At 42.1% G+C, this 18,356-nt stretch carries 15 protein-coding genes; 2 read left to right on the top strand and 13 right to left on the bottom strand.

Features of this window, described 5'->3' with window-relative positions; all coding sequences use genetic code 11:
• Positions 1-4: 4 nt before the first annotated feature.
• The 11 genes from RIC88_RS18795 to RIC88_RS18845 all read right to left on the bottom strand — a co-directional run bounded on the left by RIC88_RS18795 (position 5) and on the right by RIC88_RS18845 (position 12,492).
• Positions 5-400: an endonuclease domain-containing protein gene (locus RIC88_RS18795; RefSeq protein ID WP_350219113.1), complete on the bottom strand. Its 396-nt coding sequence runs from the start codon at positions 398-400 to the stop codon at positions 5-7.
• A 103-nt stretch (positions 401-503) separates the two neighbouring features.
• The gene (locus RIC88_RS18800; protein WP_350219114.1) at positions 504-1,307 is read right to left on the bottom strand and encodes an FKBP-type peptidyl-prolyl cis-trans isomerase; all 804 of its coding nucleotides are present in this window, start codon (positions 1,305-1,307) and stop codon (positions 504-506) included.
• A gap of 38 nt (positions 1,308-1,345) precedes the next feature.
• The gene (locus RIC88_RS18805; protein ID WP_350219115.1) at positions 1,346-3,067 is read right to left on the bottom strand and encodes a hypothetical protein; all 1,722 of its coding nucleotides are present in this window, start codon (positions 3,065-3,067) and stop codon (positions 1,346-1,348) included.
• 152 nt (positions 3,068-3,219) lie between these two features.
• Positions 3,220-5,064, bottom strand: coding sequence for an ion channel (locus RIC88_RS18810; protein ID WP_350219116.1), 1,845 nt, complete (start codon positions 5,062-5,064; stop codon positions 3,220-3,222).
• A 152-nt stretch (positions 5,065-5,216) separates the two neighbouring features.
• Complete coding sequence (locus tag RIC88_RS18815; RefSeq protein ID WP_350219117.1) at positions 5,217-6,914, bottom strand: ion channel; 1,698 nt, start codon at positions 6,912-6,914, stop codon at positions 5,217-5,219.
• Between the two features lie 152 nt (positions 6,915-7,066).
• Entirely contained in the window at positions 7,067-8,914 is a 1,848-nt protein-coding gene (locus RIC88_RS18820) for a potassium channel family protein (RefSeq protein WP_350219118.1), read from the bottom strand.
• Between the two features lie 40 nt (positions 8,915-8,954).
• Complete coding sequence (locus RIC88_RS18825; RefSeq protein ID WP_350219119.1) at positions 8,955-9,686, bottom strand: DUF6090 family protein; 732 nt, start codon at positions 9,684-9,686, stop codon at positions 8,955-8,957.
• Positions 9,683-10,363, bottom strand: coding sequence for a hypothetical protein (locus RIC88_RS18830; protein WP_350219120.1), 681 nt, complete (start codon positions 10,361-10,363; stop codon positions 9,683-9,685). The genes RIC88_RS18825 and RIC88_RS18830 overlap by 4 nt, the downstream gene beginning before the upstream one ends.
• The gene (locus RIC88_RS18835; protein ID WP_350219121.1) at positions 10,360-11,094 is read right to left on the bottom strand and encodes a DUF6090 family protein; all 735 of its coding nucleotides are present in this window, start codon (positions 11,092-11,094) and stop codon (positions 10,360-10,362) included. Before RIC88_RS18835 ends, RIC88_RS18830 begins: the two co-directional genes overlap by 4 nt.
• A 65-nt stretch (positions 11,095-11,159) precedes the next feature.
• Positions 11,160-11,636, bottom strand: a complete 477-nt coding sequence (locus RIC88_RS18840) for a hypothetical protein (RefSeq protein WP_350219122.1) — start codon at positions 11,634-11,636, stop codon at positions 11,160-11,162.
• A gap of 97 nt (positions 11,637-11,733) precedes the next feature.
• The gene (locus RIC88_RS18845) at positions 11,734-12,492 is read right to left on the bottom strand and encodes a DUF6090 family protein (protein ID WP_350219123.1); all 759 of its coding nucleotides are present in this window, start codon (positions 12,490-12,492) and stop codon (positions 11,734-11,736) included.
• A 223-nt stretch (positions 12,493-12,715) separates the two neighbouring features.
• Here RIC88_RS18845 and RIC88_RS18850 point away from each other — a divergent pair, with 223 nt between their 5' ends.
• Entirely contained in the window at positions 12,716-16,012 is a 3,297-nt protein-coding gene (locus tag RIC88_RS18850; RefSeq protein ID WP_350219124.1) for a WD40/YVTN/BNR-like repeat-containing protein, read from the top strand.
• 116 nt (positions 16,013-16,128) lie between these two features.
• Here the strand turns inward: RIC88_RS18850 and RIC88_RS18855 are convergent, their stop codons facing one another.
• Positions 16,129-16,659, bottom strand: a complete 531-nt coding sequence (locus RIC88_RS18855; protein WP_350219125.1) for a cupin domain-containing protein — start codon at positions 16,657-16,659, stop codon at positions 16,129-16,131.
• Positions 16,660-16,806: 147 nt separating this feature from the next.
• A complete protein-coding gene (locus RIC88_RS18860) occupies positions 16,807-17,136 on the bottom strand; it encodes a hypothetical protein (protein ID WP_350219126.1) in 330 nt (109 codons plus the stop codon).
• Between the two features lie 105 nt (positions 17,137-17,241).
• Here RIC88_RS18860 and RIC88_RS18865 point away from each other — a divergent pair, with 105 nt between their 5' ends.
• Complete coding sequence (locus RIC88_RS18865) at positions 17,242-18,330, top strand: aminotransferase class V-fold PLP-dependent enzyme (RefSeq protein WP_350219127.1); 1,089 nt, start codon at positions 17,242-17,244, stop codon at positions 18,328-18,330.
• Positions 18,331-18,356 lie beyond the last annotated feature (26 nt).

An 18,356-nucleotide genomic window follows, 5' to 3' on the forward strand; every position in this document is an offset into this window, starting at 1 on the left:
GTAATTAATTCCCCTCCCTGGAGGGGTTAGGGGTGGGTTTGTTATCAGCTATCCAATAAATAATCTGTTCCAAAACCCAGTTTATATTTCTTTTAATGTCAATATCGTCAAATCGTAAAAAATTAACACCTATAGACTCAAGTCTTTTCTGGCGTACCAAATCCTTTGCCGGCTGATCATCGTGATAATGACTTTCTCCATCGATTTCAATTGCCAGCATTAAATCTTTACAATAAAAATCCACAATATATTCGTCAATTGGAATTTGACGACTAAATCGAAAGCCTAATTGCTTCTGCTTCAGTACATTCCAAAGTAATACCTCAGAAAAAGTCATGTCCATTCTGAGTTTTTTAGCTAGAGGAACTAGTCGAGGGTTATATGGGATTATTTTTCGCATGATGGTTGGCAATGACTTTCTTGGGATTAATTACCCACCCCTTAATCCCCTCCAAGGAGGGGAATTGTGAGACCATTTTATTTCAGCTTAATGAATATGCGTTTCATTTAGAAGGGTTTTCCAGACCTTCAAGCATGGTTTTCCAATACTCCTCCTCAGGATCCATGTTTATAACCTCCTTCACACGTGAGATGGCTCTGGCAGTATCACCTTGTTGGAGGATAGCCACCAACTGATTGTACCAGTCTCCCTGCTTTTCACCCTTAGATGTGGCCATTTCTTCAAAAGCAATAGCGATTTGCTCCAGTTCTTTATATCGCTCACTTGCAGTAATCAACTGATAAAGACTTCTTTTGGAGCTCATATGATATTGTTCACTCAACCCTGAGTTTACCATATTTCGATAGCCCTCAATCATGTCCTCAGCTGTGCCATTTTCAAAAATGGGATAGAGGGTATCACTCAACATTTTCTTAGGCTCGGAAACGCTCACTAATTCGTATCGGTCATATACCAGCGTGGCATTCGGGGGTATCACATCACCGGCACCTTCATCTCCGTAGGCCAGTGAGTCGGGCAGAATGGCTACTACATTATCACCTTCGCGCATTATGTAGGCCATTTCCTCAAATCCTTTGATCACACCATCTACTCCGATGATGAACGAGAACAATGAGTCTTCGTCTGAATAGGACGTCCAGACCACACTGTCGTCTACCATGAGGCTTAATTTGGTGTCCAGCTTAGCACCTTTTTCAACTTCACGACCATCCCCTTTTTTCAGGTAATAGTACTGAAGCCCGCTGGCTGTTTGTATGGTGTCATTGAGAGTCAGGTCATTGGATTGCTCTGATTTGCCAGAACACGCGCAGACAAGCGCAAGAATAATTAAGCGTGTAAGTTTCATGATGGGTTAGTTTTAATTTCAATATCGTAAATTTTTGATCAATTCAATATTTGTCCAATTAAACTCACCAAGAAAATACTGAGCAGAAACCACCCGACAAATCCCTGAACAATCGCTACGTACCTGGCCAACCCTCTGGTAGGAATTTCACCGAATCCCAGGGTGGAAAAGGCATTCAAACTCAGCGTGATGGCATTGAGGCATCTGACCAGAAAGATCCATACCAAATAAAACATGAGGTAAAGACCTATGACGAAACTCGTCAGTGCTTTCTTTCCTGCAGGCAGCTCTGCCCATTCACCGTTTAAAATTTCTGTCCTTCGAAGCACGCCACGCGTAAAATTGAAGCGGGAAACCGAGAACTGATACAGGGGTTTACTCAACCACTGAAAGTAAACCGGCAGACGTTTTTCACTGCTGCTGATGAACGCATGAAACTCCTCGTAATCCTTGAATTCGTCCTTGGTTTCTTTTTCAAATAAATCTGCCAGGCCGTCTCTGGACGTAAAGTAGCTGCCCAGGTACCTAAGTCGCTTCATGAGCTTGCGGTTGTCGGTTGCGTTCCAGGTACTCGGGAAAAAGAAATAGAAAACACTGAATGCCAGCACCACCTGAAAGAAGATGAAAATGGCCTTGGCCGGCCGGGTGCCATAATCACTGAATGCCCGAGTGAAGCGATTGATTTGCCAGTCGAAGTAATTCTGGAAATTCGGATTATCCGCATAAATAAGTTTGGACTGTGCGGTCTGTTTATCCCGCATTTCGATATAAGCAGCATTGTACGAGCGCATTTCACCTCGGGATTTATAAATATTAAGGAGCTTGGTATAGGAACCCGTCAGCTGGTCCATCCATGAAAAATTCTTCAACTCCTCATTGCTCTCCCCTTTAATCGGCGTAAACCTTAAACTGTCACCGTCTGAGGAATATGCACTGGCTAATTCTAAGCAAAGCTTATTTTTCAATGAATCGAACGGGATATATGTGCTTTCATTTGGGAATTGGGTGTTGGTTACGTCCAGGTACTTCAGAGAAACTCCCTGCATAAAAAAGGAATTAGAAATGGTCATTTTGGCCAATGATAAACCTACTTCGAATTCCGTGCTGTCAATGGAAATTTGCTTGAAAACGGAGGTTTCTCCCAGCACAACGAATTTCATTCGGCTTTTGATAAAAAACAGCGAAGGATTTTCAGAATCTGAAGAAATTTGAATGGTACCCCTTGAAATGCATTCATCGAATATGAAAGGAGTCGGTGCTCTTGGGTTATTGATGTTCACAAAAGAATTAAAAGTACACTCCACGAAAACGAAAAAAAACCGTGTTTCAATGACTCGAATCTGAAGCAACTCATCAAAAACACAATTATCAAATCCAAACCGGTGGTTCTCCAGATTATAGATTATCAGAGATTTGGAAAACCGAAGATTTCTTAAAAGTGTCCCATTCGAAAAAGAGGGATTATCATGAGACCTGAAGCGAATTCGATTGAGCACCAGGTGCTTATCAATTGTCAGCAAATCCGCGCGATCTTTACCTCCTCTATCAGATGCATTTTGATTCTCTTTATAGGAAATCAGTTCAGCATCCTTTTCAAAATCTATACGGATTTCGATGTAGTTCGCTCGGTAGATACTGTCTGGTGTATTCTGAATCTCCTCAATCCAGTCGGTCAGGGACGGGATAACGCGATATTCTTCGTCCTGGGCGTGGCATACAAGTCCCAGTGACAGCAATGCAAGCAAGGCGGTTATTCTCATGTGATCAGGTTAGTGTCTTGAAATTACCTGAAAATAGGGAGAAGGGCAATACCATGTCTGAACCACAGATTTGGCAGATTATGGGATTACACGGATTCAGATAGGGTTGAAATCAGCGGATATCCGCTAATCCGTGTCATCATTGTTTCAGACTAGTTGAGCAGCTGACTGATTAAACTCACACTGAAAATCGTCAGCATAAACCACCCAATAAACCCCTGAACAATCGCCAGATACCTTGGTAAACCCTTGATCGGGATCTCTCCGAAACCAAGCGTGGTGAAGGTGTTGATGGAGAGCATGACGGCATTGAGGACTTTGATGAAGAGGTCGTAGATCAGGGCGATGATAAATGCGCCGATAACCAGTGCTGATTTAAAGAACCGACCTTTCTCCGGTACTTCGCTCCACTTACCGTTGAGCACATCGATCTTGGACAGAAACCAACCCGAAAGTCGAGAGCCTGAAACAGACCATTTATATAGCGGAAGAGCTGTTGCATAGAAGAACCTCGGAGCGGTCTTGCCTTGCTGCTCCAGGTAATCTCTAAACTCATGAAAGGGAAGTAATTCTTTTTCTTTTTCTTCCTGATACACCTCACTGGCTCCTTCGTTTCGATTCAGATATTTCAGGAAAAATCGATACCGATCCATAATACGAGTACGCCCGTGAGCATCCCAGGAGTTAGGGAAGAACAGGTAAATCGCGGCGAAGAAAGCAATGACATAAACTGCAAAGACGATGGCTTTAGATGGCTTAGTGCCATAATCTGAAAAGACTTTCAAGAATTGATTGATCTTCCACTGGAAGAACGTGTCGAAATTTGGGTTTTGTTCGTACAGAAGTGCCAATTTCCGAGTCTCCAAATCTTTTAATTCAATAAATATCTTGTTAGCATCTTGGGTGTTGTGATTGCCCTTAAAATAGCTGTAGAATCTTCCCAGATCTCTTGCCTGATCGATATAATAGTTTTCATTTTCAAAAAGATAATGATCCAGGAATCCGGCCAACTTTGTAGAGTCCATCATCAGCTTCACATAAACTTCATCATCGCGGTGCATATCTTCATGCGTATCATTGAGATAAAACAACCAAGCCATAGCTGGAAGCATTTTTCCTTGAAATTGAGATAGGTTTAGTTCTGCATCAGCACTTTTAGGTGGGTGTAGAAAAACCGTATTCTTAAATACATTTTGCCTGATATCTGGTATGCCTCTGTCGCTTGAATCGAGGATTAATACAACAGACTCATTGAAATTATTCTTGAAGAGCATGAGAGACGCTCCTGTGGTTTTAATTTCAACGAAAGAATTTGAATGAAATGTATTTTGTATTAGATACAACTTACCGAACTCATAAGTATTCAGTTCTAAGCCGATATTAGTTTTATTATTGGGGTAGAAATCATTTCCAAAAATATATACGTTAGTTTCCAGGTCTCCGTCCTGAAAATTGCAATTCACGAAGAAGTTGGTGCCATTCCGAAATGAGGAATTGTTGAGGCGGATGTAATCTCTAATCTTGTGTTTCTTTTCAATTTCTGGAACATTCTGGCAACTAAAACCACCCATTCGAATCTTGAACAAGTCTTCAAAACGACAACCATCGATTTGAATGGCTGCCATATTTAACAATTCTACTTTTCTTTTAAACCAGATCCGATTTATCACACCAAATATGGTATCACCCTGTTGGCGAAAAACCTGATTTTCAAAGTGAACATTATCCAACACAATGGGAATATCGATAATCAGCGTATCTTCTCGTATCGGCTCCTCCTTTCGACCAACCACGCTTATCATGGCAAAATCACGATCAGTCTTTTTATTTACTTTTATAAGCGCATTCTCTAATCGAAAAACCGAGTCTGTTTCACCTTGGATCATTTCGAAAAGTTCATGATAGGAATAGGTGGCGTATGTGATTTCATCCCCATCCTGACAGTAAGCCGAGAAGCTAAATATGAAGAATACAAGAAGATGGACGGAATGGCGCATGGTGATCAGGTTAGTGTCTTGAATTTACCAGAAAATAGGGAAAAGGGCAATTGATGTCTGAACCACGGATTATGCAGATTATGGGATTGCGCGGATTCAGATGAGGTTAAAATCAGCGTTTATCGTCAAATCCGTGTCATCAGTGTTTCAGACTAATTAAGCAACTGACTAATCAAACTCACACTAAAAATCGTCAACATAAACCACCCGATAAACCCTTGAATAATTGCTAGATATCTAGGCAGTCCCTTAATCGGAATCTCACCAAAACCGAGTGTAGTGAAGGTGTTTATGGAGAGCATGACCGCATTTAGAACTTTTATGAAGAGATCGTAGATCAGGGCGATGATAAATGCGCCTATGACCAGTGCTGATTTAAAGAACCTACCTTTCTCCGGCAACTCGCTCCATTTACCGTTGAGGACATCAATCTTAGAGAGAAACCACTCTGAGAGTTGTGATCCTGAGACCGACCATTTGTAAAGCGGAAGAGCTGTGGCATAGAAGAATTTCGGAGCGGTCTTACCTTGCTGCTCCAGGTAATCTCTAAACTCATGAAAGGGAAGTAATTCTTTTTGCTTTTCCTCTTGATAGACCTCACTGGCTCCTTCGTTTCGATTTAGGTATTTCAGGAAGAAACGATACCGGTCCATGATGCGGGTTCGGCCATGGGCGTCCCAGGAGTTGGGGAAGAAGAGGTAGATGAATGCGAAGAAGATGATAACATAGAAAGAAAAAATGATCGCTCTGGCAGGCTCTGTTCCATAAGCAGAAAAGACCTTCAGAAACTGATTGATCTTCCAGGTGAAAAAGCCTTTGAAAGTTGGATTGTTTTCATATTGATGGGCAAGGTGCCGGGTTTCAAGATTCTTCATTTCTACAAAGCAAGCGCCATAGCTCTGACGATCTCCTCGGTCCTGATAACCACTCAGTAAGAGTTTATAGGAAGCGATTAAGTTGTCATATACTTCGCTAAGCGCAAAATCCATGCTGTCCGTTGCGAAATATTTTTTTCTGTTCGGATTTGCCATCGAAATAGGGAGAACAAACAGTTTTCCGCTCACCTGATCAAAGGGTATGTAGGTATTATTTGATGGAAATTGAGCACCAGAAACTTCTATCGAATCTATCTGATTCCTTACCAAATGAACGGACGCATCAAACAGTGAGTTTTGCAGAGATATTTCGGATAGCCTGGAATCTCTTATGTGCAACTGAGAGAACTTACTCCAGCCCAAGCCGGCCCGATATATATCACTATTTTCCACAATCAATCCAGGCAAACTAGGGGTTCGGGTAAATTGAATATGTTCGTTGATCTTAGAGTCCTTAATTGTCACATATATTTCATCCTGTATGTCAAAGAAGCCAACCCAGGATTTGAAGTGGCAGGAAATGAAATTGAAATAAGAGGACCTTTTCTGATTCTGAATACCAACACGTTTCTCAAAAACCAGATTGTAGGCGTGCAGGACAAGACTTTGGTAATTCTGAATCCTGAACCTCTTTTTAAATCTAATGTTCTTTAGTCTATAGTTGCCTGTTAGATAACTCCCATTATGACTACCAGAGGCATTATCAATTTTCAACCCGTTGATTTCTAAAGGTTTATAAACTGTTGCAGCTATTGCTTCAACCGTATCATGGGATACCAAATAATTTTCAGCTATCAGTGAGTCTTTCTCGCCATCAATAATGACCTTGATGTTTTCAACTTGATAAATCGAATCGGGCCAGTTGTTAATTTCCTCAATCCAGTCGGTCAGGGATGGGATAATGCGATATTCTTCGTCCTGGGCATGGCACACAAGTCCCAGTGACAGCAATGCGAGCAAGGCGGTAACTCTCATAGTGATCAGGTTAGTGTCTTGAAATTACCGGAAAATGGGGAAAAGGGCAATACCATGTCTGAACCACAGATTTGGCAGATTATGGGATTACACCGATTCAGATAGGGTTAAAATCCGCGTTTATCCCCTAATCCGGTCATCAGCGTTTCAGACTAATTAAGCAACTGACTAATCAAACTCACACTAAAAATTGTCAGCATAAACCACCCGATAAACCCTTGAATAATCGCCAGATACCTGGGCAGTCCCTTGATCGGGATCTCTCCAAAACCTAATGTAGTGAAGGTATTAATGGAGAGCATTACGGCATTGAGGACTTTGATGAAGAGGTCGTAGAGCAGGGCAATGATGAAAGCTCCGATGACTAATACAGATTTAAAGAATCTTCCTTTTTCAGGCACTTCACTCCACTTGCCATTGAGCACATCAATTTTGGATAAAAACCACCCTGAGAGCCGTGAGCCGGAAACTGACCATTTGTACAGCGGCAAAGCGGTGGCATAGAAAAACTTAGGCGCTGTTTTGCCTTCTCTTTCCAAGACTTCTCTGAATTCATGAAAAGGCATGAGCTCTTTTTCTTTTTCTTCCTGATACACCTCACTAGCTCCTTCGTTTCGGTTCAGGTATTTCAGGAAAAACCGATACCTATCCATGATGCGTGTGCGGCCATGACTATCCCATGAGTTGGGGAAGAAGAGGTAGATGAGCGCAAAGAAGGCTATGACGTAAACGGCAAAGACGATGGCTTTTGCTGGCTCGGTTCCATAGTCTACAAAGAGCTTTAGGAACTGATTGATCTTCCATTTGAAATACGTTTTGAAAGTGGGGTTTTGTCCATAGAGATAGGCCAGTCTCTTCGTTTCAAGATCTTTGAGATCAATGAAAACTGCATTGGCCTGTTCTGTATCGTATTTGGCTTTGAAGTGCTCACGCAACCTTCCCCTGATGGACATCTCGCCTAAAAATGCATCAGCATTTACAATGCGGACCGAATCATAATATTGTTGCAAAAAGACCTTTTTGTATATGTTAGCCTGTACATAGGCCTGATCTTTCGCCTCCAGAGCATTTATGTATGGACCAAAACCATTCGTAGAAATCATCCGTCCCTTCAATTGACTCCAATCTATAAATGCAGATGGCGGAATGTCAAGGGTCAGATTGAACCGCATGAAATTGTCGAATGAATTACGGGTAAACTGAATCCTTTCCAGCCCATAAAATTCGCTCAGATCAACCATCACATAACTTAAAAAGCGGTTGTTCTGAATGCTAGCCCATTGCGCACTTTGAATTGAAACGTCATTAGGGGCAATACTCCATACCGTATTGTCAGTGATAGAGATCCGAAAGCAGTTTTCCACCCAAATACTAAAAGCATAATTCCCTTTATGATCTTCAATATGAATTTCGTTAGATTCGACATTGACCCTGCTTCTATTATCCTTTTCCACCCATCCGGAAAAAACATTGAAATCTTTTCCCACCCTATTGTTTCGAAATTCCAATCGTGGTTCTGTCAGTTCCAGCCTTAATGGCTCAGGCATCTTAAAGTCCCTTGTAATTACCCTGAAATGGTTATTAATGGCCGAATTGTAGATACGAAGGGAGACAGATTGTTGAATATCCATCATGCCGTCAAACCGGCATTTGTACCAAACCCCGCCTAAAGCATTGACGAGTTCTCCGTTCAGGCTGTCCATTGTCAAGGTATGGTCGAAATGTACATTTTCAAGCATCACATACTTATCGATCCGGATCGTATCAACCGGCTGCTTTGTCCATACCGAATCTTTGGATTTATAAAAGATCTTAAATCGTTGATCGGTTTTCGGATTAAATTCAATGATCGCATCCGAATACTCAAAAAGTGTATCCTTTTCCTGCTGAATCATCTGAAGAAACTCCGAATAGGAATGTCGTTTAAATTCGATTTCCTTCTGGGAATAAGCAGAAAGCATGAGCGTAAACAACAAGCAGCAAGCAAGCAGGTATTTCATCGGCGGTTAGGTTGGTTAGCTTAAGATAATCAGGAAATTACTATTTGTCTAATTCCTCATCTACCTGAGACTTCAACTCCGATGCTCTTTTATGTAAAGCTCTGAAGACCTGAATACTTCGCGTTTGAGATTGAGCGATTGCCGGGAGCCATGCAACGAAAGCTTTGTTCCCAATCATACGATCATAAACTGGTAGCGCGTCTTCCAGGGTGAAATCTGTTTCAAATGAGAAACTACCAACTGCGATTTGTTGCTCCGGAGAAAGAATTCCATACCTTTTGTTTAAATACTGTAGCTGTATGTCCTGACTGATGAAATCATACTGTTTACGGTTTTCGATTTCGTCATAATAGACAGCAAGTGCATTTCGAATCTCAATGTTGGAGATAGCAGACAATCGTCCGCTTGATTTTATTTCCTCGAATGTGTGATCGGATATACTGGGCTTATTGGTGTACCCGGCATATTCTATGGAAGTGATGAAGTAATGTGGGTTTTCTTCCAACAACATTGGATTTTCTACAACCTTCATCAAAAACTCCGTACATTCCTTTCTGGCTATCACCGATTTCAATGAAACATCTATTTCCTCGATATCCTTGGTCAGGTCATCACTGAGTCGTTCAAGGAATTGCCGTTCAAGTTGTGCTTCTTTCCGGTTCTCATTCCAATTGTTCAACGCAAAAGCGCCGAGAATACCAATCGTAATCACCAGAATTTCGAGAAGATACTCTGGCCATTTTTCCTTTAGTGTGATGAAGATTCGTTTCATTGATTCAGCTCTGTTTCTATTTTTTCTTGCAACTCACGATTATTCTCAAGAAACCTCCTGAGTGCGGCAAGGGTTTGTGTATTGTTGTCCTTGGCGCCAATAAGCTCTGTTTGAAGTGCGGTAAAGAATTCATCACTTCTTTCTTTAGGTTGGGCTTTTGTGAGCCATTCGAAGTTTTTAATGTAAGTCCGAACGAAGGGAATTAAATGAACATTAAATTGACTTTCGACATCCAACAATCCCGATTGAGTTCGATTTTGGGTATACTCATAATACTTGGAAATATCGTTTTTCAACTCATTGTTAGATATTGAAATGCTTGAGGTTTTTAATGTTTCATATGCATTATCAATTGGGTAGTACTTGTAGAAGTTGATGAAAAGTGCAAGATGTTTGGAGAGTGTATCTTCATTCATGTTTTGTAAGTCGCCACTCCTCATGTAAGAAATGCTTTTTACTGAATTGCTTAACTGCGTTTCTGCATTTAATAGTTGGGATCTGTCTTCTTTTAAATTATCCAGAATTTCATATAGCATTCTTTGTTCGTCAGCTTTCTGCTTTCTATTTTCATTCCAGTTGTTTAGCGTAAAAGCTCCCAGGATTCCAATGGTTATCACCAGAATTTCTAAGAGATATTCAGGCCATTTTTGGGAGAGGGTTTGGAATATTCGTTTCATTGATTTGAAATTTCTTGTTCAATCGTTTTGATAATCTTATTTCCCAGCTCAATGATTGCTTTTCCATCCCTTACATTAAAAGCTAGGTTCGCTTTTCGATGTGCCAGCACATCAAGGAAGCGCCGATCGGTAAAAAGTCCTTTATAATTACTTGGAAAGTAATCAGAAGATAGATTTCCATGAATTTTACTGAAAGCCCAGTTTTTGTAGAGGTTATTGGCCAGGACGTACTCGGAAAGAACTTCTGTTGTAAGTGACATTTGGTTTTCAATGCGATCTTGCTCTTCCAGCATTTCGGCCACCAGCCATGGCCATTTTATCAAAGTTTCTTTGAGGTCACTATTCGAAAGATTAACGATTCCTCCGGAACTAAAGAGCATATCCAGACTACTAAATTCATTATTGAAACGATATGAAATATAGAGGTAGCTCAATAGACTATCCAGTTCGCTATCTCGATTCTCGTACTCTTTATTTTCAATTCTCAGATAGAGGGTATCAATGACTTGCAGGATGTTTGACCTTACTTCCTGAATGGTTTTTATCTCATCAACGCGTGTTTCAAAGTCGCTTCTAAGATTGGTCAGTAGTTCTATTTCTTGTTTTCTTGTCTTTCTATTCTCATTCCAATTATTCAATGCAAAAGCCCCCAAAATACCGATGGTGATAACCAGAATTTCTAAGAGGTATTCAGGCCATTTTTGGGAGAGAGTATTTATTATTCTTTTCATATTATCGGTGGTGAGCCTGCCTGCCGCAGGCAGGGATGCGTTTCATAGACATTAAATAAAATTAATTACAGATCTTTAATTGTTTTTAAGCCAGCACTTTTATCGGATGCCTCCAGAAAATTTCTGAAATCCTCAGAGAAAGCACCTCTTCGAACTGCCCACCACTCCTGGACACCATTTTTATGAAAGTAGGATGTTACGATGACTTTATGGCTTAACCACAAGTCATCATCAAAAACACCAATCCTGTTCTGGTAAAACATGTTTTCATTTTGTCGGAAGTACTGAATAAAAAGGTAGTTGGAAGTACGTTTGCCAGTCTCGTCTAGCTCATTCCAGGATTCCGAAGCTTCCTCAAACAGCTTCCCAAGCTCTTCGTTTTCTGCGAGCATCCGAATGAACTCGATGTTGGTATTGTTAATCACATCATTGGATGTTGCTCGTACGGTCTGCGTGTTCACATGGGTCTCATACCCGAGAAATACCAGGGAAATGATTAAACCTATTGTCCCAATGGAGTTGGCTATTTTTTCAAATTTCATGCTATTAATTTTCTAATCGTTCTAATACCTATGACAATCATGAGTATCTCGAGCAGATATTCAGGCCACTTTTGTGAGAGGGTGGATAAGATGCGTTTCAAGATTCTATTTTCTCTTTAAGTAGAGAGATTGTTCGCTCTATTCGCGTTTTCAATGCCAAACTTTGTTCTATCGCCCCTTGATTCATCACCACTCCATGAGATACTATACTTTCAAGTTGCTTGTTCTCGAGTATTTCATGGACGTTGGGAGGGGTCCTGGATTTTTTCATTGGTTGGAACTCTACAACCTCTCGATCAAGTAGCCAATCTGTGTGAATATTTTCAATTTCCCAGAATTTACTTTGAACATCACGCTCAATCCCCATTTCCATAAGTAAGCTTAGAAATTGACCATACACTCTTCCTTGCCACATCAACTCCATTTCTCTTAATGCTGCAAGGTCAGAGCTCCAGTTGGACACTAGCCTGTTAAGTTCTTGATCCGATATCAAATTGATTTTGCCGGAGTTGCTCAAATCATTTTTGATTGGGTCGAATGTGACGTCTATACTCTGAACCGAAATATGTATTAACAACGTATCCAGATTAGCTTGTTGCTTATCCATGGCATTTAGGACAAAAAAACCAGAATTTACGCAGGCTCGATGGAGTTCAATCTTTTGATTTAGCTGTTTTAAGTTTGATTCATAGTCAAGTAGAAGTTGTTGGTAGAGTTCTTGCGCTTCCTGTTGACTTTTCCGATCCTCATTCCAATTATTCAATGCAAATGCACCAAGAATACCAATGGTAATCACTAGGATTTCCAGGAGGTATTCTGGCCATTTCTGAGAGAGGGTGGATAAGATGCGTTTCATAGGCGGTGCGTCATTCCGGCCTGCCTGCGGTAGACAGGTTTCTTCAGCGTTGTGCAGAAATACCGGAATCTCTTTTCGGTTAGTGACCTAATTTAATGAGATTCCATGAACTCGGTTATCACTACCATCAGAAAAGACGTTCGTGATTGCCATTCGTGTAATCGCGTCTATCAATTTCTCCGTTTTTCCTTACCTTTCTTTATCCGATTAACCTAAATATCCTATGTTACGAAAATCAATTTTTTACCCTGCCTTGTTATTCATTCTAACCTTTTCTGGCATCACTGTCCACGCTCAGAAAAAAGAACAAGAAAAGAAACCTCCTGTTTATGATGTGGCTTGGAACAGTTTATCCTTCCGTTCCATCGGTCCGGCTTTTACCTCCGGACGAATAGCCGATTTTGCTGTCAACCCTGACAATCCGAGTGAATTTTATGTGGGCACTGCGGCAGGCGGAGTATGGAAAACAACCAACCGGGGACTCAGCTTTGACCCAATCTTTGACGACCAGGGCTCTTACTCCATTGGCGTGGTAGAGATGGATCCAAATAACCACAATGTGGTATGGGTTGGAACCGGTGAAAACAACAATCAGCGAAGTGTCTCCTATGGGGATGGCATATACAAAAGCGTGGATGGCGGAAAAAGCTGGGAGCATAAGGGCTTGAAAAATTCAGAGCACATCGGAATGATTGCCATTGATCCAACCAATTCTAATGTAGTCTATGTGGCTGCCACCGGACCCGTATGGAGTGCAGGGGGTGATCGGGGACTGTATAAGACCACCGATGGGGGTGAAAACTGGGAGAAGATTCTGGATATTAGCGAGCATACCGGAATTCATGAGGTACATCTCGATCCCAGAAACTCTAACGTCATTTATGCCGTGGCACACCAACGAAGACGCCATGTCTTCACCTACATCAGTGGTGGGCCAGAATCGTCGGTCTATAAATCGACAGATGGAGGAAAGAACTTTAGAAAGATCACAAAGGGGTTACCCGGGGGTGATTTAGGTAGAATAGGACTGGACATCTCACCTGCCAATCCGGATGTGATCTATGCAGTAGTAGAGGCACAAGAAGATAAAGGAGGATTTTATCGATCCACGGATCTTGGGGAATCATGGGAGCGACGCAGTGACTATTCTAGCAGTGGGAACTACTACCAGGAAGTCATCGCTGATCCCGTAGATGTGGATCTTGTGTATGTGATGAACACGTTTGCCGGTGTTTCTGAAGACGGTGGAAAAACCTTTGAGAATGTGGGTGAGAAAAATAAGCACATCGACAATCATGCGCTATGGATTGACCCTAATAACAATAATTACCTGCTCAATGGAAATGATGGTGGTGTTTATGAATCCTGGGACCGAGGAAAAACCTGGCGATTCTTCCCCAACCTACCGGTGACACAGTTTTATAAGCTAGGCGTAAGTACAGATTACCCGTTTTACTATGTGTACGGTGGTACGCAAGACAACTTTACAATAGGAGGCCCTTCTCAAACAACGGAGACCACAGGTATAACCAACCGAAACTGGTTTGTGACGACATTAGGTGATGGTTTTGAGCCACATGTGGATCCTAAAAATCCGGATATTATTTACAGTCAGTCGCAATACGGCAACCTGTCGCGTTTTGACCGGAAGACCGGACAGACCCAGAACATTGTGCCTCAGCCACCGGATGGGGATTACTCTTACAACTGGAACTGGGACGCTCCCTTGCTGATCAGCAACCACGATAACAAACGATTGTACTATGCATCAGATCGGGTTCATCGAAGTGATGACAGAGGTCAAAGCTGGAGAGAAGTCAGTGGTGACCTGACCAGACAAATGGACCGAAACAAATTGGAGGTCATGGGCAAAGTATGGCCAATGGATGCTGTGGCTAAAAACGTATCCACGACACCATTTGGGAACATTGTTGCGATCGCTGAGTCATCATTGGATGAAAACCTGCTTTTTGCAGGGACAGACGATGGCTTGGTGCACATCTCATCAGATGGGGGTGAAAACTGGACGAAGTACAGCTCATTTCCGGGAGTTCCTGATATGACGTATGTCAATGAAATCATTGCTTCAGCACACGATAAGAACACCGTTTATGTAGCTTTCAATAATCACAAACGAGGAGATTTTAAGCCTTACCTATTGAAGAGTACCAATCTGGGGAGCAGCTGGGCATCCATAAATGCCAACCTTCCGGAAAGGGGATCGGTTTATGCCATTGAAGAAGATCCGGAAGCGCCCAACTTGCTTTTTGTGGGTACTGAATTTGGTTGTTACGCTACCCTGGATGGGGGGAAATACTGGAAAGAGTTATCGAAAGGGTTGCCAACTATTGCGGTTCGTGATATTAATATTCAGGAGAGAGAAAAAGATTTGGTGCTGGGGACTTTTGGGAGAGGCTTTTATATCATGGATGACTATTCAGCCCTGCGCGAATTGTCGAATGAGTTGCTGGAAAAAGAAGCACATATTTTTTCTGTTTCTGAAGCATTGCAGTATGAGCCATACAGTCCTATTGCAGCGAGTAAAACCATCTCCTGGTTAGGACCAAAGGGATTTCAGGGAGAAACTTATTACCTCGGTGAAAATCCTCCGTTTGGGGCTGCATTTACCTACTATCTAAAAGAAAAATATGAAACTCTTGAAGATAAACGAGAAAAAGAGGAAGGCGAGAAAAGGAAAGACGGACAGACCGTTTATTATCCAAGCTATGAACAACTTCAGGCTGAGAAAGACGAGGAAAAGCCCTTCTTAATTTTTACTATAAAAGATGCGAATGGGGAATTCGTAAACGAAATAAGAAGCAGCGCATCAGATGGAATTAACCGGGTGCACTGGGATTTGAAATATCCTGCGATAGATGAAGTAAAAACGAACTTAGCGGATCCAACGAAAAACCTTTCTTCTGGCATTATGGTACTTCCTGGAACTTATACTGTGGAGTTGGCAAAAAGCATCAATGGAGAGGTAACAAAGCTGGTGGAGCCGGTTTCCTTTGAAGTGAAAACGCTGGATAATCAAACGGTTCCCATTTCTGATCCGGCTGCCATGTTGGCCTTTCACCAGCAGCTAATGAAGTTATCTAAATCAGCCAATGGAGCGAGAAGTACATATAATCAATTACAGGAGGCATTGAAGTATTATCAGGCTGCTGCACGAGTTGTGAAGAGTGCTTCTTTGAACGAAAAGCTGGATATGCTGGAAGAAAAGCTTGAGAAGATTCAAATTGCGATGTTTGGAGATTCGATCAAGGAGCAGTTGGAAATTGACCAGGCTCCTTCATTAAGTAACCGAGTAAACACGGCGATCTACACGGGCACTTCCAGTTTCTCCGATCCTACCGGTACGTCAAAGCAGGTAAAGCAGATAGCTGAAAAATACCTGGATCCTGTGATTGCAAGTTTGAAGCAGATTATGAATGAAGACGTGCCGGCCATCAATGCGGAGCTGGATGCAAATCAGGCTCCATGGACGCCCGGGAGGATTATTGAGATTAAAGATTAATTAGAAATAGCAGGTTTAGGGTCTGCTGCTCTATTTTTTTGTAGTGATTCATGCAGGTATTCCGGCCATTTTTGTGAGAGGGTGGTGAGCCTGCCTGCCGCAGGCAGTGATTCGTTTCATTGTTTCATTTCAATAATTAAAAATTCGGCGGTTGTTTCACCTATGTTCAGAACCTCATGCACACTCACTTTGTCCTTGGAGAATTTGCTGCCTGTGGGCACCTCTACCTCACGTGTACCCGTGGAATCGGTGATTCGGAACCTGCCTCCAGCTATCGTGTATCCGATGTGTGGATCATGGTAATGTCTTTCATGGCCGACACCTGGTGGGAAGGTACACTTCAATACTCTTACCTCATCATTCTCTTCGAAAACCTCACAAACGGATGCGCCATTCCATCCGGCTTCCAAAGGATCGGGGAGATCGGAAATGGTGATGTCCTGATTTTCAGCCTCTGACTTATTTTCAGTGTTATTGCAGGAGTAAACAGACAGGAAGAGCACGAAAATTAGACAATGGAAAACAGGATTTTTAAAGTTGATAATTGGCATTTGATGATCTATTTCTTTTGAAAATTTCCAGAAAATATTAAGGCCATTTTTGAGAGCGTGGTGAGCCTGCCTTTGGCAGGCAGGGATGCGTTTCATGATTGGATTGAAATTGTCAGTCTGAGCCTGTCGAAGACGACATTGGTTATACAATTACACTTCGATCCTTCGAGAGCCTCAGGATGACTCAGTGTAACAGTGGGCCCCTATTTCAAGGAGAATGGGAAAGGTTCTTTTCATTTGGTATCAGCTTATTTCATAATTCAAGATGTAAGAAGCCTCACCTTTCAGGTTGCTCATCATTTCCGAGTAGCTGCCCGGCTGATCGATTTTAAAAATGAATGACCCTAAGATTTCATTGCTTCCAATAAAGTCGTATTCCCATAGGTCGATAGTACTTTTTCCGGGCGTTACATTGAAGCTGAGTCCGATGCTGGCTTCTTCATCAGTATCAATGGGATAAAACTTTTGCTTTATTGGCCAGATTTTTTTGTCGTGCACCTTTAGGTAAATCTCATCTTTGTCGGTTTCATCGGTTTGCATACAGGTGATTGAAACCAATTTTAGTTTAAGCATGGACGGAATGGGTTTGGTTAAATATGCTGAATTTACACAATTTCCAGAGTATGATTTAGATAGAGGCGTTTGAAAAGCCCGGATTTTTGATTCAAACTTGCTAACATGATCTACCTCAACAATGCAGGTACCACCTGGCCCAAACCCGAATCGGTAAACCAAGCAATCGCCCGATTTAATGAACTTCCTCCGGATCAGTGGCTAGCTGTTTTTGAAGAAGGAATCCAAACAGTCACAAACTTTTTTGGCATCTCACATCCAGATAGGTTTTTGTTTACTCAAAGCTGTACCCAGGCACTGACTACAGCTTTTAGTGATTTTGCCTGGCAACCAGGAGATCGCTTAATTATAAGCACGATGGAGCATCATGCGCTATCTCGATGGTTTTACAAACTTCAGCAAGAGCGGGGAGTGGAGGGAGTGATTATTCCCCGGGGAGAAGACAGTCCGTTTGATCTGGAGCTATTTGAACACGAACTCAAGAAAGGAGCACGCATGGTGGCAATTTCCATGGCGAGCAATGTGAGTGGAGAGATTCTTCCTTTTGAAGATATTGTAAGACTATCCAAACAATATGATGCTTTCTGCTTGTTGGATGGAGCACAAACGGCAGGTATTATTCCGATAGATATTGCTGATCTGGATCCCGATATTTTTGTTTTTGCTGGACATAAAGGGCCGTATGGAACGCAAGGAATCGGAGGTTTATACATATCCGAACGAGTCCCGATGGCATGTCCAAGTGCGGCTTGTGAAATCACTCCGGGATCAAAAACATCATCCGCTTTTCCAACGTACTGTGATGCCGGCTCTGCACCTATGATGACCATAGCCGGTTTGACAGCCGGGATAAAATGGATGGAAAGCAAGGGATGGGATCAACTAATAACGCATCGACAGAGGCTGGTGTCCCAATTAAGGAGCGGACTTGCATCCATGGAGAGCATTGAGGTGATTGGTAGCCAGACCTATGGTAGATATACAGCAGCAGTCTCCATCAGAAGTGCTTCTCTCTCCATCAGTGAACTGAAAGAAACCCTGTGGAGCGATCATGAAATCCTGGGGAGCGCGGGATTCCAATGTGCACCGCTGGCACATGAAGCACTAGGTACACATCAAACAGGTACCTTTCGATTAAGCGTAGGGCCAATGAATACGGAGGAGGAGGTGGAGATTTTGTTGAAGGCTTTTTAAAAACCTAAAAACCGTTTTGGAAGAAA

This window comes from Ekhidna sp., assembly GCF_040220215.1.
Classification (GTDB): Bacteria; Bacteroidota; Bacteroidia; order Cytophagales; family Cyclobacteriaceae; genus Ekhidna.